General features: G+C 30.0%; 22 protein-coding genes, 1 pseudogene and 1 riboswitch. Of the genes and pseudogenes, 17 read left to right on the top strand and 6 right to left on the bottom strand.

All coding sequences use genetic code 11. The features are described from left to right. Positions 1–106 precede the first annotated feature (106 nt). On the top strand, positions 107–550 hold the full coding sequence (locus tag CLMAG_RS16755; protein WP_066624941.1) for a hypothetical protein: 444 nt from the start codon (positions 107–109) through the stop codon (positions 548–550). A gap of 183 nt (positions 551–733) precedes the next feature. On the opposite strand, the gene CLMAG_RS16750 is transcribed toward CLMAG_RS16755, so the two are convergent. After that, on the bottom strand, positions 734–2452 hold the full coding sequence (locus CLMAG_RS16750) for a hypothetical protein (RefSeq protein ID WP_066624938.1): 1719 nt from the start codon (positions 2450–2452) through the stop codon (positions 734–736). Between the two features lie 66 nt (positions 2453–2518). Further along, positions 2519–2782 (bottom strand): hypothetical protein, encoded by a 264-nt coding sequence (locus tag CLMAG_RS16745; RefSeq protein ID WP_066624936.1) that lies wholly within the window; start codon positions 2780–2782, stop codon positions 2519–2521. Positions 2783–2907: 125 nt separating this feature from the next. Here CLMAG_RS16745 and CLMAG_RS35010 point away from each other — a divergent pair. The 8 genes and pseudogenes from CLMAG_RS35010 to CLMAG_RS16705 all read left to right on the top strand — a co-directional run. Further along, positions 2908–3722: pseudogene (locus CLMAG_RS35010) on the top strand (hypothetical protein); the annotation flags it as partial. A 724-nt stretch (positions 3723–4446) separates the two neighbouring features. Continuing rightward, positions 4447–5181: a serine/threonine protein kinase gene (locus CLMAG_RS16730; protein ID WP_066624928.1), complete on the top strand. Its 735-nt coding sequence runs from the start codon at positions 4447–4449 to the stop codon at positions 5179–5181. Positions 5182–5346: 165 nt separating this feature from the next. Beyond that, the gene (locus CLMAG_RS16725) at positions 5347–6510 is read left to right on the top strand and encodes an AI-2E family transporter (RefSeq protein ID WP_066624927.1); all 1164 of its coding nucleotides are present in this window, start codon (positions 5347–5349) and stop codon (positions 6508–6510) included. 56 nt (positions 6511–6566) lie between these two features. Then, positions 6567–6731, top strand: coding sequence for a hypothetical protein (locus CLMAG_RS32530; protein WP_161486992.1), 165 nt, complete (start codon positions 6567–6569; stop codon positions 6729–6731). 41 nt (positions 6732–6772) lie between these two features. After that, positions 6773–7636 carry a cation diffusion facilitator family transporter gene (locus CLMAG_RS16720; RefSeq protein ID WP_066624924.1) on the top strand — a complete coding sequence of 288 codons (864 nt, stop codon included), beginning with the start codon at positions 6773–6775 and terminating at the stop codon, positions 7634–7636. A 293-nt stretch (positions 7637–7929) separates the two neighbouring features. Then, positions 7930–8223, top strand: a complete 294-nt coding sequence (locus CLMAG_RS16715; RefSeq protein ID WP_242873053.1) for a hypothetical protein — start codon at positions 7930–7932, stop codon at positions 8221–8223. A 363-nt stretch (positions 8224–8586) separates the two neighbouring features. Beyond that, positions 8587–8775, top strand: a riboswitch (M-box (ykoK) riboswitch). Between the two features lie 276 nt (positions 8776–9051). Next, a complete protein-coding gene (locus CLMAG_RS16710) occupies positions 9052–10278 on the top strand; it encodes a magnesium transporter (protein WP_066624922.1) in 1227 nt (408 codons plus the stop codon). A 14-nt stretch (positions 10279–10292) separates the two neighbouring features. Continuing rightward, positions 10293–11546, top strand: a complete 1254-nt coding sequence (locus CLMAG_RS16705) for an Nramp family divalent metal transporter (protein WP_066625109.1) — start codon at positions 10293–10295, stop codon at positions 11544–11546. A 64-nt stretch (positions 11547–11610) separates the two neighbouring features. On the opposite strand, the gene CLMAG_RS31815 is transcribed toward CLMAG_RS16705, so the two are convergent. Beyond that, positions 11611–11850, bottom strand: coding sequence for an MntP/YtaF family protein (locus CLMAG_RS31815; RefSeq protein ID WP_201787655.1), 240 nt, complete (start codon positions 11848–11850; stop codon positions 11611–11613). 364 nt (positions 11851–12214) lie between these two features. Here CLMAG_RS31815 and CLMAG_RS16695 point away from each other — a divergent pair, with 364 nt between their 5' ends. Then, positions 12215–12817, top strand: a complete 603-nt coding sequence (locus CLMAG_RS16695) for a hypothetical protein (protein ID WP_066624920.1) — start codon at positions 12215–12217, stop codon at positions 12815–12817. A gap of 149 nt (positions 12818–12966) precedes the next feature. Here the strand turns inward: CLMAG_RS16695 and CLMAG_RS16690 are convergent, their stop codons facing one another. Beyond that, positions 12967–14262, bottom strand: a complete 1296-nt coding sequence (locus CLMAG_RS16690) for an Nramp family divalent metal transporter (RefSeq protein ID WP_066624918.1) — start codon at positions 14260–14262, stop codon at positions 12967–12969. A 239-nt stretch (positions 14263–14501) separates the two neighbouring features. On the opposite strand from CLMAG_RS16690, the gene CLMAG_RS30875 reads away from it, so the two are divergent. From CLMAG_RS30875 to CLMAG_RS16670, 5 genes are all read left to right on the top strand, one after another. Next, positions 14502–14651: a hypothetical protein gene (locus tag CLMAG_RS30875; RefSeq protein WP_242873052.1), complete on the top strand. Its 150-nt coding sequence runs from the start codon at positions 14502–14504 to the stop codon at positions 14649–14651. A gap of 51 nt (positions 14652–14702) precedes the next feature. After that, a complete protein-coding gene (locus CLMAG_RS31810; RefSeq protein WP_066624915.1) occupies positions 14703–14888 on the top strand; it encodes a DUF2922 domain-containing protein in 186 nt (61 codons plus the stop codon). Between the two features lie 457 nt (positions 14889–15345). Further along, a complete protein-coding gene (locus tag CLMAG_RS16680; protein WP_066624912.1) occupies positions 15346–16020 on the top strand; it encodes a polysaccharide deacetylase family protein in 675 nt (224 codons plus the stop codon). A 35-nt stretch (positions 16021–16055) separates the two neighbouring features. Further along, on the top strand, positions 16056–16730 hold the full coding sequence (locus CLMAG_RS16675) for a DedA family protein (protein WP_066624909.1): 675 nt from the start codon (positions 16056–16058) through the stop codon (positions 16728–16730). After that, positions 16705–17277, top strand: a complete 573-nt coding sequence (locus CLMAG_RS16670; protein WP_082831962.1) for a phosphatase PAP2 family protein — start codon at positions 16705–16707, stop codon at positions 17275–17277. Before CLMAG_RS16675 ends, CLMAG_RS16670 begins: the two co-directional genes overlap by 26 nt. Positions 17278–17298: 21 nt before the next feature. Here the strand turns inward: CLMAG_RS16670 and CLMAG_RS16665 are convergent, their stop codons facing one another. Beyond that, the gene (locus tag CLMAG_RS16665) at positions 17299–18696 is read right to left on the bottom strand and encodes an MFS transporter (protein ID WP_175562218.1); all 1398 of its coding nucleotides are present in this window, start codon (positions 18694–18696) and stop codon (positions 17299–17301) included. 234 nt (positions 18697–18930) lie between these two features. Between CLMAG_RS16665 and CLMAG_RS16660 the strand changes: the two genes are divergently transcribed. Then, positions 18931–20046 (top strand): MGDG synthase family glycosyltransferase, encoded by a 1116-nt coding sequence (locus CLMAG_RS16660; RefSeq protein WP_066624905.1) that lies wholly within the window; start codon positions 18931–18933, stop codon positions 20044–20046. Positions 20047–20068: 22 nt separating this feature from the next. Here the strand turns inward: CLMAG_RS16660 and CLMAG_RS16655 are convergent, their stop codons facing one another. Next, entirely contained in the window at positions 20069–20470 is a 402-nt protein-coding gene (locus CLMAG_RS16655; protein ID WP_066624903.1) for a hypothetical protein, read from the bottom strand. Between the two features lie 183 nt (positions 20471–20653). On the opposite strand from CLMAG_RS16655, the gene uppP reads away from it, so the two are divergent. Next, positions 20654–21445: an undecaprenyl-diphosphatase UppP gene (gene uppP / locus CLMAG_RS16650; RefSeq protein ID WP_066624901.1), complete on the top strand. Its 792-nt coding sequence runs from the start codon at positions 20654–20656 to the stop codon at positions 21443–21445. The last annotated feature ends 135 nt before the right edge of the window (positions 21446–21580 follow it).

Below are 21580 nucleotides of genomic sequence, written 5' to 3'. Positions count from 1 at the left end.
ATTATATGCATAGCACCTATATGGGTGCTATGCAAAATTGACAAGAGCACCTATACGGGTGTATGATTTACATATATTGGAAATAGAGAAAAGGGGGAGGCGGTTAATGGAGTTAGAGAAGGTCGTAGATTATAATGATTCAAAAATAGCAGAAGAACATTGTGCAATATGCGATTGTACTTTGTCCGAGTTTAACCGAACTTTCAGCATTAACGACTTTAACAAGATTATATGTGTAAAATGCCAGATGAAAGAATCCTATGAATTACTTACTAAAAGTAAAAAAGTAAAAATAAAAATATTCAATACTCATTTTGCATGGATACATGAATACTTATTAAATACTTTCGATAGAAAAACTGGCATAAAGAATAGAACAGAATGGATTTTTATGTGTGCTAGAGCGGATTTTGATTTTTGCTTTAAAAGTAAGGAGGATATCGAAAGATTTGATATAGTGGTGAGATTAAATAATTACTTAGATAAAACGGATTGGCTTAGGGAAAAAATGAGACTTGCTATAAAGAATGTTGAAGGTAATCAACCCTAGATTTTAAGCTCTAGGGCTTTATTTCTATATAAATTTAGCGGTTTTTATAAATTATCTAAGCATGGATTTTGCATAAAAATAGAATAACACCCCTGCAAAGGTGTTATCCTAGATGCAAACGTTAAACCGTATTTTAAACTAATCTGAGTTTAACAGCTCTTTATCTTTATTATAGCATAATTTTTATGCCTTTAGCTTATTGCTAGATACTACATTACAAACTGCCTGTACTTTTCTTACATAAGAATCAAAGGCCTTCGGCAGCTTCCTATTAAGAATATCTACAGCTATATTAAGTGCATTATTGTCACACTCTAATATTATTTTATTTTCTTGAATTCCTACAATATGAATTTTATATTTATTACTGCTATTGAAGGCAGTTACCGCCCCATTTACATCTATTACTGCAGTTTTAAATATATCAGCCTCTGTCATTTTAATATATTGATGTAGGGAACTTTCTTCAGTAAAACAGAATCTTTTATCTCTGCTCTGATCCCTATAAAATTTCTTTATAAACTTAATAATTTTATTGGTACTTGAATCAAATATGGATTGAAGATTAGCAAGGCCTTCCTCTTCAAATTTAGTATCTAATTTTTCAAAGAAGTATTCCTTTAATTCAAGAGTTTCAAAACAACCTTCTATATAAGCCCTCAAGAAGTTTTTCGCATTGAAACATGAGGCAGGGGAGATAAACTTAAATGCTCCATTCGCCAATTCTTCAGTAAATTTATTTTCATTCATTGAGGTTACTACATATTCTAAGTTAGTAAGGCTTACAAAAATCCTAAGGTACAAATCAACGAAGGTTCCTGCAACAATACTTTTGCCTTCCTTACAGGTTATATAAAATCCATCTGCTTCAAAGTTGCTTTTTACATTTCCATAATCATCATAGAAATCATATTTTAAAAACAATCTATCATCTGGTGCATCAAGAGTGATATCCTTATATTTTTCAACTAAGGCTTTTGACACTAAAAAGCCATGTAGATTTTCATTTTCTTCTGGAATCCAAAAATCTTTATTAGCAGAATATATCTTTTTCTCAATAAGAAGATCAAGAAACTCATCCTTATTATCTAACTTTCCTCTAAAGTCTGCATCATAAGTCTTTTTAAGTTCTAGTGCAGTGCTTTCGTAACCTTCCAGCATTCCTTTTTGAAATTCCTCATAAGCTTCTTTAGAGAAGGGGAGTCCCACTGATTCTATTTTGCACATAACAGATATAAATTCCATCTCTTTATTTATTAATGTCATTAAGCTGTAGTTAGAGAGAATATCGTTTAAGCTAGTTTTAATTTGAAATAAATTATATAAAAGCAGATTTTTATCATCAACTATTTCCTTGGTGAATAGCTTTATAAGTTCTTTTAAATCAGAGAATTTATCCTTATAAAACATTTTTACAATATGACTAATATCATAAGGGGAGTTGATACTTAGCCCCTCTAAATATTTGCTTGTAAAAATAGATCTATTATCAACCAATATCTTTCTTGGAGAGTGAGCTTCTATAATTACAGAATAGATATGCTTACTTATTTTATCCATATCTATTATGAATACTTGCTTCTCATAGTTAACAACTTTTAATATGTTATCTTCTATATCAATGACTATATATCCATTGCTTAAGAATAGGTGCTGCTGCAAAACAAAGTCAGTATCATCTGCTATTATATGTTTCTGCATAGTTTCTTTTATGAAATCAAAACTATTGAGCAAACTGTTTAAGCTATCAAGAATTTCTTTTTTTGTAGTCTTCTTTACTTCTTTAGTTAGATTACTTTCTTTATTTTTTATATTCTTTTTTACTATTTCATTTTCAATGAATCCCAAACCCTCAATATCGTTGAAGATAGTGGCGTGTTCTTTTAGCCCTAAGTAATCCATAGAGAAGAAACCTCCTTGTATATTATAGTTTAATTATATCATTAAAGTTGAAATAAATAAATAAAATTATTTAGTTGAAAACATAAGTATAATTAAAAACAAATGATAATTTTTATAATATGGAATGAAGCTATTACCTTTATTGGTAAAATAAGTAGAAAGATTATTAACACCTAAATCAATAGTAAGTGCATGAGTTTGGTCTAAATCTATTTGGGTTTCAGTACATTCATAAATGTATTGAATCTCAAAGAACCTTGCAGAATGTTTAGGTAATATTCTCACTTCTTTAATTTTCTTACCTTCAAGGTTGTCAGGATCCTTAATCATAATTTTCCCATACTCCTTTTTTATAAGCAGGAGACATAGGTACAGTAAAGTAGCTATTTTTAATATTGAACTCACTAAAAATTAAAGAAAAATAACTATCTTTCTTTAAGTAGCGAGGTAGTGTGCCTATAACCTTTTATAATAAGCCCAAAGAAACTATAATTCCAACAAAAGTTCAAGATGAAAAGGCACTTGTTGAATCTAAGGATTTATCTTATAACCGGATAACCGTTAGGGATGGTGGAATACCTTCTGATGATATGGGTGATTACTTTGTAGAATCAGTAAAATCCCAGCCTAAAAATTCTTGGTTACATTTTCATTGTAAACATGGTATAGGAAGAACTAATACTTTTATGATCATGTATGATATGATCAAAAACTATAGGGAAATTGGTGACGATGATATTATAAAAAGGCAAGTAGCATTAGCAGACTTTGATGAGAGTACTGCGAAATCTTTTTATAATAACGAAAGAATAAGCTTTTTAAAAAAAATTTATCAATATTGAAAAGAGAATGGAGAATCTTTTAATGTAAAATGGAGTGATTGGAAAAAAGCTGCTGATGACAAAAGTTCAGCGGCTTTTCATGTTAGTTTTATTGCTTTTTTAAATAAAGCCATAGTTGTTGATGAAGCTATAGAATCAAAGGTAAGACATAACGGAATAGCAAAAATTAAAGGGGATTGTCGAAATATAGATGAAAGCTGGGACTGTGACAATTTGTGGAATAAGGGCTTAAATAACTCAACAGCAATTCAGCTTTCTCAAAGCAAAGCTGTTACACTAAGAGATTATGCAATAGTGACAAAGACTCTCATATTTTATGGATATAGTATAGATAAAACAACTTTCAGAGATAAGATATTTTTGTCTATGAAAGATAACCCTATTTATATAGGTTGGGGTTAGATCAGTTTAATAATGTAAGTATAGCTTGAAAGTATGGTGTAAGCATAGTTGCGGTAGATTGGTCATATAATTTAACAACTTTAAGTTCTTTTGCGTCAACACCTAGAATTAAAAAATTATCGTCATCAATTAGTCTAATAATAAACCTATAGCGTCTTGCGTAGAGTTAATTTGGAGCAAATGTGTTGGAAATCTTGAGGCAGTTGTAACTAAATTAAAGCAAAATCCTGATGTAAGAATAGTTAATCTTGAAATATTTATGGAATTTATAAGGAAAAATATTAAACACTAGGTAATGGTAAATCCTTAAGAATATATTGTTTATTATAAAAGAGGTTATCATTTATATTTTATTATCAATTGATAATAAAATTCGATTGTTATTTTATTTTGTAAACTGTTGACAAATATGAATTTATGACATATTATTGGTATATAAATTGCATTTTCAATTGACAATTTATTAAGTTTATATTGGTAAAAAACAACTTAAAATGAGGTGTATTAAATGGGGTTATTTTCAAGATCATCAGAAAAAAGACATTATGGAGATAAACATATGGGGAGTGATTATTATAAGAGAAAAGGACTCTTGGGGCGCATATTAAGGATGCTTGGTTCCTTTTCTAGTTCAAGAAAGAGACATGATAACCATCACTCCAATAATAACCATAATTCGCATGATAACCATTGTTCTCATCAACATCATTATTCAAATGAAAAACATTATAAAAAAAGGTATAAGAGCTCATGGTCATAATACCATTCTGGAGAAGAAAGATATATCCACCAGGTCATTTACTTGGTGGATATAAGGTCATAAGGTTAATGGGGGAAGGTAGGTTTGGGATATGTTATTTAGTTGATTTAGATGGAAAACAATATATCATAAAAGAGATTAAGCCTAAAACCATTAAGAAAAGTGGCGAGAAAATCATATTTGAGGAAAAAATACTTTCCAATATTGATCATCCATCAATTCCTAAGCTGGTTAACACAATAAAAGATGATAATATGTATGCTTATATTTTGGAATATAAGAGTGGAAAGACAATAGAAGATATGATTTTTGGAGATAATCATATTTTTACCTCAGATGAAATTTATAAAATAGGAATAAAGCTTATAGATATAATAAAGTATTTGCATGAGAGGAATATTGTACACAGAGATATAAGGGTGCCAAATGTTATTATCAATGAAGATGCTGTTTGTCTTATTGATTTTGGACTTGCAAGATTAGCAAATAATGAACGATATAGGATGTCTGAGGACTTTTTATACTTTGGTCATTTACTTCTTCATTTATATTATACTTCCTTCAAAAAAACTAATAGAAAATCACAACCGTGGTATTATGAATTAGAGTTAACAGAAAAGGAAATGATGTTTTTGAAAAGACTTATAGGTATTGAAGAAAGGTATAACAGTATTATTGATATCGAATGTGACTTTTTCGAGATATTTAAGGCGAATTGTGAATAATAGTAAAAATGCAGAACTAAAAAAGTTTATAAAGATTTTCGATTTTATATTTAGGCATTCGCCGGTTAATGTTATTATGGGCTTTCTTAAATAGATTGACGATATTTTTATAAAGAATCTATTTAATGAAAACTAATAATGTACAAAAGCAAGGAGAATATAATTATGCAAATCAAATTTGATGGAAAGTATCTTAAGTATGTACTGTATGTTGCTCTTGCAGCAACTCTAATTTTTATTAGCTATAATATAGTCTTTAATTTTGGAGAATTTTTGAGCAATATAACTAGTATAATTAAGGTTTTATTCTCAATAGTTTCTCCTCTCATTATTGGTTTGATAATTGCTTATTTATTATATCCATTATCAAGGCTAATAAATGTTTTTTTAGTTAAACATCTAAAACTTAAATATAACACCCATTTGTTCAGCGTTATACTAACATACTTAGTGATAATTTTCTTGTTTATTATACTTGTCTATAGTATCTATGCAATGATTGGTGGACAAATTAGTCGTAATGAAACCTTAGCAGGTATGTTCACTACTATTGGTGCTTATATAAAGCGTTATAATGAGTTCTTTGAATATATTAATACAAGGATTGCTCAAAGTGGTCTTTCACTGAATATAAAGGAGTATTTGTCCCAAACTATACAGCAAGTATATCACTATTTATTAGTTTCTATAAACAGTATCATTAAATTATCAGCAGGTATAAGTAAAAGTGTTATAAATAGTTTTATTGGTTTGTTTATTTCCTTCTACTTACTAAAAGATTATGAGTTTTTTAGTAAGCTCTATTGGGATTCCATGAGTCTTATAATGAACGAAAGTAAAATTAAGAGTCTTAATCAAACTGCCTCTGAAATTAATGATATTATGGCTAAGTTTATAAGAGGCCAACTGCTTGATGGTTTAATAGTTGGTTTAATTAGTAGCATAGGACTATCTATTATAGGCATTGATTTTGCCTTTCTTATTGGCTTTACTGCTGGTATAGCCAATGTTATACCGTATGTAGGGCCGCTAATTGGTTGTATTCCAGCAGCTATTGTCGGTCTTCTTAGCCCTAACCCTATTATGGCGTTATGGGCAGTGCTTGTGCTTATTGCTGTTCAACAGATAGATAGTGCTGTTATATCCCCTAAAATTGTAGGAGATAGCATGGGTTTACATCCAATCTTTGTAATTATGGCAATAACTATTGGTGGTACTTTAGCGGGTGTAATTGGGATGCTTTTATCAGTACCTGTTGCCGGTATAATAAAACTCTTCTTAACAAAGCTTATAAAAAAACGTCAGGAACAAGCTAATATTGAGGCTTAAGTATGAATTAAATTAATATAGTTTTACAGAATCCCAGCTTTTTATGGGGCGAGCTTATGATAAATAAGATAAGTAGTTATGAACTAATAAAAAGGTCTGTAGATGCTACAGTTGAAAGGTCTAGAGTAATTTCAAATAATATTGCAAATATTAATACTAAAAGCTTAAAAGATGCTATGGAAAATGAAAAGCTGGAGCTTAAAAAATATGTAGGGCTATAATTATATTATACAATTTTTATTTTAAAGGAGAATTTAAACCTATGGTATCATCAAACAGAAAAGTTAAGGTTGCTGCATTATCAATTGTCTCAAATACAACTCTTATTATTTTAAAAGTGGTTGCAGGACTACTTAGTGGTTCAGTCAGTATTGTTTCAGAGGCAATTCATTCGGGTATGGATTTAGTCGCATCTATTATTGCTTTTTTATCTGTCCGTGTTTCTTCAAGACCGGCAGATGAAGAACATCCTTACGGTCATGGCAAAATTGAAAACATATCTGGTCTGGCAGAAGGGTTGTTAATATTTATAGCGGCTTTTTTAATCATAAAGGAATCTGTTATAAAATTGTCACATCCTGCAGAGATAGAGGAAACTGGCATGGCTATAGTAGCAATGTTCATATCTGCTGTAGTAAATATAATTGTTTCAAGAATCCTTTATAAAGTAGCGAAAGAAGAAGACTCTCTTGCTCTTGAGGCAGATGCACTCCATTTAAAAACCGACGTGTACACTTCTTTGGGAGTTGGTATAGGGTTGGTTCTTATAAAATTTACAGGAATCAGTATCCTTGACCCAATTGTTGCTATTGCTGTTGCATGTCTTATTGTAAAAGAGGCATGGCACTTATGCAAAAGTGCCCTAAATCCATTGCTGGATACAAGACTTTCTAATGAGGAAGAACAAGAAATAAAAGAAGTGATAGAAATATATAAAACAGAAGTGATTAATTTTCATAAATTGAAGACACGAAAATCTGGAAATATACGTCATATTGATTTTCACATGACTGTAAATGAAGCACTTACGGCAAAAGACAGCCACAAACTAATTAAAAAGATAGAAAAGGATCTGGAAGAGAAAATAAAAAATATACATGTAACTGTACATATAGATCATAATTAAGAATATATTTTCAATGTGAATTAACTGCTAAAGTGCCAGAGAATAATTGGCATAATTGTATTAATGCTATAATATTATCTTTTAGAGTAGGTAATGCATTTTTAATATCAAATGTGAGGGACTGTGCTAATATGATCAGCAGATAGGAACTTAAACCTGTGGTATTATGACTTCTAATTAAAGCCATAGTTTCGCAGGTTTTTATTTTTAAAATCAAAGAGGGGGTAGGTAAGAGGAATGTAAGAGTATTATTGATGTTTAAGACGGTTTTTACCAAATATTTGAGAGTAGTTATGAAGGTAGGTGATAATATGGATTTTCAGGAAATATTATATCAATTAAAGAAGAATAGATTAGGGAAAAAGGCTGTAAAGCTGATATTCACCGGATGCTTGTTTATGATGATTATTTTCATAATTTTAATAATAATTGCAATGATACTTGCGGTTAAGTATCATACCCAGATTTTTGACGGGCTTATGAGGATTTTCAATTATGTATTTGGAGATTCCCCAAATAACGTTATTAGTGGTTATGTTAAACAGATTATTGATAATTTTATAAAGGATTTGTTCAATAAAAACTGATAATGTACAAAGGCTTATGGGGAATTAACAGAAGTACAAAAGTTAACTTCCTTGGCGCATTTTCTTATAGAGTAGCCATTAATCATGCATTTCGAATATTGTATCCATTTTTTATATCTTTCTTATTATTATGAGATGATTTTATTTGTAGTTATAAGAAAATTCGACATTATTAATAAATTTTAATGACAATAAGTATAAGTATCAACTGCATAGTGTTATCAATTGATAATGTAAGTCATTGTATATTTTTTTTGAAAAATCATTGACATTATTTCATCTTGTGCATATTATAATAATGTAAAGTCAATATTAATTGATAATGAACTTGTTGTTTATTAATTTACTTAGTTGTATAAAACTAAATAATCTTGTTAGGTGAGGTTACTGTATAGATATACGCTACTGCCCAGAAATGTCGAGAGACGCCAATGGGTCAGCAGGTACTACCGGATTAAGGTTTTACTTAATGTAGCTGACAACATTCATAGAAATATGAATGCTTATGCTCTAAGCTTTACAGAGTCAAAACTCAACGAGTGAAGATGTACTAGTTTTTGATTTGGGATTTTTTGGGAATCTAATCTCTTCATTTTGTTGTGAAGAGATTTTTTTATTGCCCAAATTATGCTTATGTATTTATGTAATAAAATGTATAAGAATTATTTTAGGTTGGAAATCTAAGGAGAGTGATAAGTTTAATGGACGGTGCCCCGAATTATAAAAATGTTCATATTAAAATTAGAAATTTATTATTTAAAAATGTAGTAAGGGTGTACTTGCATTAAACTTTGTATTGTGCACCCTAAAAGAAAAGGAGAGTGTACAATGCAACTTAGAAGTGTTTATTTAAGCAGAATACTAAGTAACAAAATCTATAATGATAATAAAGAAGTAGTAGGAACTTTGAAAGATTTAGCTGTTGATATAAACTTTAAAAACCCTAAAATTACTATTGCTGTTGTTAAAACAAAAGAAGGAGTAAAATTTATTGATTTTGATAATATTAATGTTTCCAAAGAAAAAGGCCAGTATGTATTAGTATGTAATAAAGTTGAAGAAAAAGATTTAGGTGATTACATGCTATTGAAGAAGTATGTTTTGGATAAACAAATTATTGATGTTAACGGCAGAAAGGTAGTTAGAGCTAACGATGTTAGGTTAGTTATTTTATCTTCAGGTATGTTCATTGCTGCAGTAGATATTGGTATGGACGGAGTTTTAAGAAGGATTGGAATTGCTAAACCGTTAAAAAAATTAGGACTTAAAGTATCAAGTAAACTAATGTTATGGGATGATGTTCAAACAGCTTTTGCTTCAAAAGATATTTTTCTTTCAAAGACTTATAATAAATTACACACACTTCATCCTTCAGACCTTGCAGATATAATTGAAGATTTTGATGTAAATACAGGTGCAATTATTTTTTCAACATTAGATACCGCAAAAGCTGCAGATGTATTAGAAGAGCTAGAAGAAGATGTACAGATAAACTTGCTTAGAACATTATCTACGGACAAGGCAGCTGATATTTTAGAAGAAATGCCTGCAGACGAGGCGGCCGACGTCTTAGATGGATTAAATGAAAATAAAGCAGAAGAATTGCTTAATAATATGGAAAAAGAAGCTTCAGACGAAATAAGAGAGCTTATGGATTATGAAGAATATTTAGTTGGAAGTATTATGAATACTGATTTTATATCATGTCCAGCGGATAGCACAGTAGCTGATGCAATAAATGATATTCGTCAATCAACAGAGGAAGTTGATCAAGTTTATTATGTTTATGTTGTAAGTGATACTCATAAACTTAAGGGTGCAGTATCTTTAAGAGATTTAATTATTGCTGAGGATGATAAAAAGTTAGAAGATGTTATGACTAAGGAAGTTATATATATGAAGGATACAGATGAAATAAGCGAATTGGTTAGAGATGTATCAAAATATAACTTATTTGCCATGCCTGTAGTTGACGAACAAATGCATCTAATTGGAATTGTAAGTGTAAATGATATTGTTCATGAACTTACTAAGTACAATAAGAGGTACAGATAATGGGAGGTGGAAGAATGAATGCAAAAAGAAAAACATGGGTGGCAAATTTATTAATATTTTTAAGCGTTTTAGGTCCTGGAATTATAACCGGTAGTGTAGATAACGATGCAGGTGGTATTACAACATATTCTGTAGCTGGTGCCACCTATGGATATAAATTGCTTTGGTCATTAATTCCGTGCTTTATAGTACTTCTTGTAGTACAGGAAATGAATGCTAGAATGGGTATAGTTACAGGAAAAGGATTGGCAGACTTAATTAGGGAAAATTTTGGTGTTAGGATAACATTCTTTATATTCATTGGATTAATTATTGCAGATATAGGAAATACGGCTACTGAATTTGCAGGTGTTGCTGGTAGTATGCAAGTTTTTGGAATAAGCAAATATGTATCAGTGCCGCTGGCAGCTATTGCGGTATGGATTCTAGTTGTAAAGGGTACCTACAGAACTACAGAAAAAATATTTTTGGTTTTTAGTATATTCCTGTTATCCTATGTTGCTTCTGCGTTTCTTGCTAAACCAGATTGGCATGAAATAGGTAGTGCTATAATTCATCCTACTATTGAAACTAATCTTGACTATATAGGTATGGTTATTGGTATGGTGGGAACGACTATTGCTCCTTGGATGCAGTTTTATATGCAGTCTGCAGTTATTGAAAAAGGTCTTAAGGTTGAAGATTTTAAATATGAAATTTGGGATGTAGTTGTTGGTAGTATTATTACAGTAGTAGTTGCTTTCTTTATAATTGTAGCTTGTGGAGCAACACTTCATAAAAGTGGAATTCAAATAGAAGAGGCTAAAGATGCTGCATTAGCATTAAAACCACTTGCTGGTGCTTTTGCTTCTCAAATTTTTGCTTTTGGACTATTTATAGCTTCTATTTTCTCAGCTACAATACTTCCGCTAGCTACAGCATTTTATATTTGTGAAGCTTTTGGTTTTGAAGCTGGTATAGATAAAACATTAAAAGAAGCACCAGAGTTTTTTACGCTATTTACTATAATAGTTATTGTTGGAATTGCTATCATATTAATTCCTGGAGCACCCTTAATCCAGATAACATTATGGTCACAGGTTATAAATGGTGTGTTACTGCCAGTAGTTTTAATCTGTATGATGCTTATGGTAAACAATAAGGAGATTATGGGTGAGTATGTGAACAGTAGAATTAAAAATATAATTGGATGGATAACTATCGTAGTTTTAATTATATTAACAGCAATTTTAACTTTTGAGCCTATTATAACTGCTTTAAAAAAATAAAAACTAATAATACAAAAAAGACAAGAGCAGCAAATGAAATAGGTAGTGTAAAAAAATACATGATTTATCCATAAAACTGGTGTCTATATAATGATGCCAGTTTTTTATAACAAAGTATACTTTTTATAGCTAATAATTGATCAAATATAATTGTAAGAATACTAAATATAAATGTAAACATGACTGTAAATTGAATACTAACTCCTGTTATACTGGTTGCTACGCCAGTGCCTAAGTTGTTGAAAGTTAATCCGAATGTGACAAGGAAAGCTTCTTTTATATTTATATCACTAGAGTTGTTCAAATCTGATTTTTTAACATATTCAATGTAATTTAGTGTAAAATCTTAGTCGAATTTTACCACACCAATTATTAATAATCAAGACTTTGTATCGTATTATTGAAATACATATTATAATTGCAATTGATAATTGATTTGATACGTATTAATAAAAATCAATTTAAAAAGGGGTGTATTGAATGAGTTTCTTTTCAAGATCATCAGGAAAAAGACATTATGGTGATAATCACAGAGGTAGTAATTATTATAAGCGAGAAGGACTTTTGGGCGTATATTGGGAATGCTTAGTTCCTTTTCTAGATCAAGTAAGAGACATAGTAAACACTATTCACATCACTCCCACACAGCCATCATTCAGACCAAGGGTATGGTAAAAGAAGGTATAAAAGTTCATAGTCATGATACCTTTTGGAGAAGAAAGACGTATCCACCAGGTTATTTGCTTGGTGGATATAAGGTCATAAGGTTAATAGGTGAAGGTCGGTTTGGGATATATTATTTGGTCGATTTAGATGATAAAGAATACATTTTAAAAGATATTAAGCCTAAAGCACTTAAGAAAAGTGGTAATAAAGTCATCTTTGAGGAAAAAATACTTTTAGATATTGATTATCCATCAATTCCTAAAATAATTGATACAATAAAAAATAATGATGAAGAAGTCTATCTTATTAATTTTGGACTTGCTAGATTAGTAAATAATGAGAGATATATTCATTCTGTAGATTTCTATTATTTTGGACACTTACTTCTTCATTTCTATTATTCTTCTTTTAAAAAAACTAATACAAAATCACAACCTTGGTATAATGAACTTGAATTATCCTTAAAGGAAGTAGGATTTTTGAAAAGATTGCTGGGTTTAGATGATGAATATAAAAGTATTTATGATGTTGAAAAGGACTTTTGGGAATTAGAAAGTAATTATATAAAAAATAATAAATGCTTCTACAATGGAAATATTCCTTAAAGTTAAAAAGGAATGAGTTTAGATTGTAGAAGCATTTATTATTGGTATGATTGTGTTTAATTTATTTTTAGTAATATTAAGTTTTTGTTGTATATAAATTAAAAATGTTTTTTCTTTCTTATGATAACATAAGTATAAATAATATTTGCTTATACATTTCCTGTAAAAGTTAGATACAGTAAAACAGCATTCATACCGATAATTAATGTTGCAATTATCCAACCTAGTGATTTAACAAAAGGTTTGTTAACAAAGTCTCCCATTAAGTCTTTCCTGCTGGTGATTTTTAGCATGGAAATAATTGCGACAGGAAGTACAAAACTCAAACATACTTGACTCATTAAGAGTGCTTTCATTGGATTTACACCAACTACAATAACAATCACTCCAGGAAGCATGGTTATTAGCCTCCTAATAGTTATAGGAATTTTCAGATCTACAAAACCATCCATAATCGTTTCTCCTGCCATTGCACCTACAGAAGAGGATGAAAAACCTGAGGCAAGCAAGGCTGCTCCAAATGCTCCACTTGATAGTCCGCCTAAAAGTGGTTCCAATGATCTATGAGCCTGTTCTATTGAATCAACAGATATTCCTCGACTGTAGAATACTGAAGCAGATACTACAACCATGGCAGCATTTACAATAAATGCAATATTCATTGCTATAAAAATATCAACCTTTTCCATACGTAAGTGTTTTTTCTTTTCGTCTAATGTCAATCCGGTATTACGGCACTGAACCAGTTGAGAATGAAGATATATAACATGTGGCATTACTGTAGCTCCCAACATACCGACTGCAATTAAAACTGCTTGACCATTTGGGAGAGAGGGGATTAAAGTATGAAGTGCTACCTGTGGCCATTCAGGTTTTGCAAGAAACAATTCTATAGTATAGGAAACACAGATAACAGCAACAAGTAAAGTTATAATAATTTCAACGACTCTTTGACCATATTTCTGTAAATATATAATTATGAAGGTTACTATTGCAGTTAATATAGCAGAATAGGATAGAGGAATACCAAATAATAAGTAAAAACCTAATACGCCTCCTAAGAATTCAGCCATTGTTGTAGCCATTGCAGCAAGCGTTGCGACAACATAAAAGAACCAATTCATTCTTTTTGAAAAGACTTCCCTGCACATCTGAGTGAGATTTTTTCCTGTTGCAATACCTAATTTTGCAGACATTATTTGAAGGAATATAGCCATTAAGTTACTCCATAGAATAACCCATACAAGACTATAATTAAATATTGACCCGCCACTAATATTAGTGGCAAAGTTACCAGGATCAATATATGCAACACTGACAACAAACGCAGGGCCTAAATATTTCAATAGATTTTTAAACTTATTTAAAATACTAAGGTTATGATTTACTCTATTTTCTACGGATTCTAAGTCATAATGATTTTTTAAAATACTCTCCTTATTCATGTTAAACCCACCTTTTTCATTGAATATAATACCTAGATATAGATAGTTAACTTAGTCTAATATATTTAGGTTAAGCTAAATTTTTTAATCTAATATAAATTATGTATAGCATTATAAAAATGTTACACGAACAGTACTTTTTTCTCTCGCGTATGCATATAATTTATTAAGGGGCTATGCACCCTAAAAGTAGGTGAAAAATTATTAGCAATAATGATTTTCGTACTTTTAGTGAATATATGAAAAAAGAAGATAACTTACTTACAGAATCAATGAAGGATTACCTTGAAATGATATATAGGTTATCAACAAATACAGGCTTTACAAGAGCCCCTGAATTATCTGAAGTCCTCAATATCCATCCTCCATGGACTATTAGAATGGTATAGAAACTGGGTGAACTGAATCTCCTACATATGAAAGGTATGGAGTAATCATTTTTGAACTTAGGCAATATTAATGCAGATGAAGCAACAGGACAACCTTCTGTTATTCAAGCAGAAGTAAATACTCTTATGAATCTTATAGTGCAAAAGAAAATCTTTGCAACTAGCTATGGTGTAATATTTGGTAAAAAAGATGCTAAAGTTGTCAGCACAACATCACAAGAATTTACTATTTCCTAGACTTTATAGCCCTGCAGATTCTGCAGGGTTATTATAATTTGAAGGTGTTATTTTTGGATATTATAGTGAAATTCTTAGCGAAATAAATATTGAAATTTGAAGTACGGAGAATATTGATAACTAAACAATGTGGTGTTAAAACATAAATCATCTATTTTTAAAGTTTTTAAAAATAATGCTAATAAAAACGTTTATTTTGAAAACAAGGTCTAAATAAATTAGAACTTTTTAATTTTTATCTAATCACATTTTAATGTTGACTTGGTAAGATATGTTTAGATTAGAATAGTTCATTAATAACAGGAGGCAATTAAAAATATAATTTAATAACAAAAAGTTAGGTTTGTTTGCAACCTAACTTTTCTTTTACCGTGTAATTAACAGAAACAAAGGTCAAAATATCATATAAGCAACTAGCTTAATTTTACATAATTGATTAAAAGGATAGGTGAGTAATATGTACTGGGATATATTTCCTATAATTTTAGGTTATGCTGTATTACCAAGTTTGTATTATAGGAGTTTTTCAAATAAGGTAATCAAAACAGCTCCAACAAAAGACAAAGTTATTGCTTTAACTTTTGATGATGGGCCTGATCCTCGGTATACACCAAAACTTCTAGATGTGCTTAGAACAAATGGTGTGAAATGCACGTTTTTTGTTCTTGCAGAAAATGCACAAAGGTATCCAGATATAATTAATCGTATTAGAAGCGAAGGGCATTATATTGGACTTCATTCTTTAAGACATAAGAATGCAATTTTTTCATTACCAGATCAAACTCGAAAAGATTTTTTTAAATCTGTAAATATTATGAACAAGTTAGGGGTGAAGATTAAATTTTTTAGGCCCCCATGGGGAATATTTAATCCACTAACATATCATTATGCTAAAGTGTATAATTTAAAAATTGTTCTTTGGTCAATCCATGCTATGGATTGGAGTAGGTGGGTAACTGAAGATTATATAAGAAAAAGGCTTATAAATAATATAAAATCTGGGGATATTATATTGCTGCATGATAGTAGAGGTTCAAAAAATTCACCTAACAGAACAATAACAGCTCTTAAAACTGTTTTGCCTCTTCTTAAAAGAAAAGGCTATCATTTTATTCTTGTTAGTGATTTGTAAATTTAGAAAGATTTAAATAATGAAGGGAGAAAAATATGAGTATTGTAGGAACTTTAATTAATGTAATACTACATCTTGATAAATATTTAAATGTAATATTACAAAACTACGGAATATGGACATACGCTATTATATTTTTAATTATATTTTGTGAAACTGGACTGGTAATCACCCCATTCTTACCTGGAGATTCAATTCTCTTTGCTGCAGGAGCACTTGCGGCTATGGGATCAATTGATATTTTCATTTTATTTATTGTTTTTTATATTGCCGCAGTAGTTGGTGATACTGTAAATTATTTCATAGGGAAAAAGATTGGAAATAAGATTTTAGAAAAAGAAGATATAAAGTATATAAATAAAGAGTACTTAAATAAAGCGCATAGATTTTATGAGAAAAATGGATCAATGACTATTGTATTAGGAAGATTTATTCCCATAATAAGAACTTTCGTACCATTCGTAGCTGGAATTGGAGAAATGAACTACTTTCAGTTTATAGTTTATAATGTGATGGGAGGGTTTGTATGGGTATCAATATTTTTATGGGGAGGGTTTTTCTTTGGAGATTTACCTTTTATAAAACATAATTTTTCTTATGTATTGACAGCTATAATAATAATTTCACTTATTCCAGCGGTTGTTACATTTATTAAAGAAAAAAGAAATGGAGGTAACAATGAGGATGGTATCCCTAATACAGAAACTTGATAATTATATTCTATGTGCTATTAAGAAGTATGTACAAAATAAGTATTTAGATATATTAATGCCTATAATAACAGCCATGGGAAACTTGGGATTTATTTGGATTATGATGGCTGTTGCTTTATTATTAGACAAACCATATAGATTAATTGGAGATATAGTAATACTTACATTAATTATAAGTACAATTATTGGAGAAGGGATAGTCAAGCATATAGTAAGACGAGTTAGGCCTTGTAATCTTCAAAGTAGTGTTAGTCTTTTGATTACAAAGCCAATATCTTATTCTTTTCCTTCAGGACATACCTTATCTTCTTTTGCTGTTGCAGAAGTGTTATCCATGTATTTTACTGAGTATAAATTGATATTTATGACAATAGCATTTTTAATAGCTTTATCAAGGTTATATTTGTATGTACATTATCCAACTGATGTTATAGCAGGTATTATAGTTGGCATATTATGTTCAAAATTAATCTTCATCATTTTACCAGACGGTTGTGTAGGAAATTTTGACACATTTTATCAAATCCTAGTATGGAAAGGATAATTAAAATTATTTCTAATGGGGTTAAGCTAACTTTCCACGCTTACGAAGAGTTGACTTAACATCACTAATATCTTTAATATTACTTTTGGCCATTTTTATATAGTAATATGCTGCTGGAATAAGAAACAATTGAAATATTATTAATGTAATCATATAGTTTTGAGGTTCTCCTCTATATATAGAAATAATAGCAAGTACATAACCAATTCCTACATTTCCTAATGTCCTACCTAAACTGTTAGCAAGATTAGATACACTAAAGGCTGTTCCCCTGTGTTCTGGAAGATTTACATCTGTTATTAGTGCAAGCCAGTTTGGTGTATTGGCAGATTGTGAGGCAGAAGCTAAAAATGATAAAATAAACATTCCAGCAATCCAAGGGTTCATAACTATTTGCTTTAATAAGCTTATAAGAATTAAAGAAGGATTGTTATTATTAGGTAATGCTAAATTATTCATAGGTATTATAAACATTGCTATATAAAAAGGCATTGTAATAAAAACAAAAAATGAAGTTAATAATGCTCTTCCTTTGTAACTTTTTCTTTGAAATACATCTCCAAGATAACCAAAAAACGATGATGTCAAACCACCTATTTGAAATAGAGCAAAAAGATATCCTGCTGCAATAGTTGCTGTACCGGAACTATAACCTTGATGCTGAATTTTTGAAATATATAATGTTGGCAGCCATATTAAGCTTCCAGTTGTAATATTCATAAAAAAGCCTTGAAAAAACAATAAAATATTGCTTTTCTTTGAGGCTATTTCATATAAATGATTGAATTCGATACTATAATTATATTCATAGCCTTCTTTAATAAGTTCTTGTAGTTCAGGTTCCGATTCACCTAGTGTAGGTTCTTTTATAAAGAAATATAAAATAATTAGGAAAAAACCAATTATACTTACAATTTCAAAGGGTTTCCTCCAATTCGCAGCAGTAGCAATAAGTGAAGCCATTAGCGCTCCTGCTATTCCACCGAAACCTTGTGACATTCCCCAAAGACTAAGGAGCATTCCTCTAAATTTATGTGGAATATAATCAGTTAAAACGCTAAATCCAATCGATGCTATGCAGCCTAGTCCTATACCAGTAAAAATTTGAAAAACTAAAAGCTGAATATAATTACTGCAACGAGAAGTTAAAAACACTGATATTGACCAGAAAATAGTCCCTATAATAATAAGTCTTTTTCTATTAAACTTTCCCGCAAGATAGCCCCAGTAAATTGAGGACAGGGATGTAACTAAAATATTAACTGCTGAAACAACTCCTAGTGCGGATAAATTTACATTTAAGTCCTTTGCAATAGAAGAAAAAAGTGGTGGAAATAACCCTATTATTATGTTGTCAAAAGCAGCCAAGGCTACAAAAACAAATATGGTATAAATCATTTTTATATTGGTGATGTTCATGAAAAAACTTCAGCTCCTTTTAACGATAACTTAAAAATAGTATATATAATAAGTATTTTGCTTTATTTATTATAGCCTATTTCTTACTGACATATAAAGTTACACTTTATTAAATTGTAATGATAGACTTATAGAGTCTATGTTAATCTACATAATAAGGTAATTTTCAGGATAAAATAATCACTAAGATATCTTGAAGTGGACTCAACACTTATTAATGAAAGGAATGCTATTATGATAAAAAATATACTTATTATTTCTTCTGATTATACAGGACACGGGCATAAAAGCATAACAGAGTCTTTATTAGAAAGATTTAATGAAAATAAAGAGGTTAAAGTTCATGTTGTAGATGGTTTTTCATTAGGTGGGAAAACTCTGCTTAAAATAGGCAAGACCTATGGTCCAATAACTAGAACTTCAAAAAATTTATGGGAACTAATATGGGATGTATCAGCAATTAAACCATCATTGGTTAACGAATTTATTGAATTAATAGTAAAGGAAACTTTTATAAAGCTATTGGAAGAAGTAAAGCCTGATCTGATTTTAACTGTACACCCAAATTTTAATGGATCAATTATAAATATTTTGAAAGAACAAAAAATTAATATACCATTTGTTACCTTGATAGCGGATTTAGTAAGCATATATCCACTTTGGGCAGACTCTAGGGCAAGTTATATTATAAGTCCAACTGAGGAAGCGAAGAATAAGTGTATTGAATACGGTGTTTCAGAGGATAAAGTAAAAGTTTTAGGATTTCCTGTGCGTTCGAGGTTTTATAAGCATATAGAGGAAGATCAAGAGAATAATACCTATAATACAGATATCCCACTAAAATGCTTGATAATGAGTGGGGGTGAAGGAGTAGGGAATATGAGGAAAATAGCTCAAATTCTTTTAGATAACTTTAACTGTATTGTAAAGATTGTTGCGGGCAGAAATACAAGGTTAAAAAAATCATTAGAAGAATCATTGGTTGAAAAATATGGTGATAAGGTTGAAATTTATGGATTTATGGATAACATACAGGATTTAATGCAATCTTGTGATATTGCATTCACGAGAGGCAGCCCGAATGTTATGATGGAAAGCATAGCTTGTAATATACCTTTGGTGATAACCGGTGCTTTGCCCGGACAGGAAGAAGGAAATCCTAAATTTGCTGAGAAATATAATCTTGCGGTAGTATGTGAAAATGTTAAAAACATAAAGAATACCATAAGCAATTTACTGGAAAATGATGCACAAAAATTAAACGAAATAAGGAGATCCCAAAGGAATTACAGTAATCCTAATATTGCAAAAGATATTGTGAGTTTTATTTTAAATATAGAAAACACTTAAACCCATCATAAACAGATGGGTTTTACTCATTCGCCGCTATTTTACAAGCTATTTTCCAATATGCCTGTAATAGATCAGTATTGCCTGTCTTTATATTATTAATTATGTATCCCTCATCTAAATAATAATATGGGATTACTGGGCTGTTTGTTTTATCTTCTATAAACTTTCTTAATTGTCCTTCGGTAAATAGAGGCTCTATATCTTTTATTTTTACATAGGATATTTCTAAAGAACCTTCTACATAATCACAATATCCAATTGTGTTATCACTATTGGTTTCAATTATTGAATGATTAGGATTGTATTCTTTATAGTTATCGATAAAAAACAAATCTCCCCTTTGTGGGTTCCACCAATCCTTGAAAGTTTTTTGAACTTCTTCTGTCTGATTTAGGAATTTATCTATATCTATGTAATCCATAATAACCACCTCTTCATGTGATATAGTATTCCCGTTGTAGATTTAAAGTATAAACAAATTTTTTTGAATTTAAAACATCATTTATAATAACAACTGTATGCAAAGTTTATATATGGTAAAATTAATCTATAGGCATAATAATATATATTTAATTACATTAAATTCACTTTAGGAGGAATGAAAATGTCAATAATACAAGCAATTATCTATGGTGTTGTTCAAGGTATAGGAGAATTTCTACCTATATCCAGTTCAGCCCACCTAATAGCTATTCCCCAAATATTTGGATGGGAAGATCCTGGTCTTGCATTTGACGTAGCACTACATCTTGGAACTCTTGTTGCGGTAATCGCATTTTTTTGGAAGGATTGGATTAACCTAATTTATTCTGGTATTACTAAGCCAAAATCTAAAGATGGTAAATTATTTTGGTTTATAGTAATTGCCTGCATACCTGGAGCAATAATAGGAAAGCTACTTGAAAAACAAGCTGAAGCTGCCTTTAGAAATCTTGGCCTTATAGGTACTATGCTTATTATAATGGGTATAATTTTATACATTGCAAACAAAAAATACGACGGTGAGGTAGAGGTTGAAGATATAGGCCTTAAAAGAAGTTTTTTGATTGGTTTATCACAAGCTTTAGCGATTATTCCTGGAGTATCTCGATCAGGAATCACTATGACAACTGGATTGTTTTCTGGTCTTTCAAAAGAAGGAACAGCTAGATTTTCATTTCTACTTTCTACTCCAATTATTTTAGGAGCTGGATTACTTAAAGTAAAAGATTTAGTACATACTCCAATTAGCAGTATGTCATCCTTTGCTATAGCTATCTTAACATCAGCTGTAGTTGGATTTTTGAGTATCAAATTTTTATTAAACTATTTAAAAGACAAGGGATTTGGTATATTTGTAATTTATAGAATTATAGCAGGATGCACTTTTATAGCTATTTATTTTCTAAGAAAATAGAAAAAAACAAGTACAATATTTTTGATAAAATTAGGTTGTGGAATTGCAACCTAATTTTATTTATTACGTGTAATATATAAAATAGATACAATTCAGTATGACAAAGAAGTTAAGATTAAAAAACATTATAATAAA

Source organism: Clostridium magnum DSM 2767, assembly GCF_001623875.1.
GTDB classification, from domain to species: Bacteria; Bacillota; Clostridia; order Clostridiales; family Clostridiaceae; genus Clostridium_AM; species Clostridium_AM magnum.
Note: the sequence above shows the minus strand (reverse complement) of the source record. Positions and strands in the feature narration are given on the sequence as shown.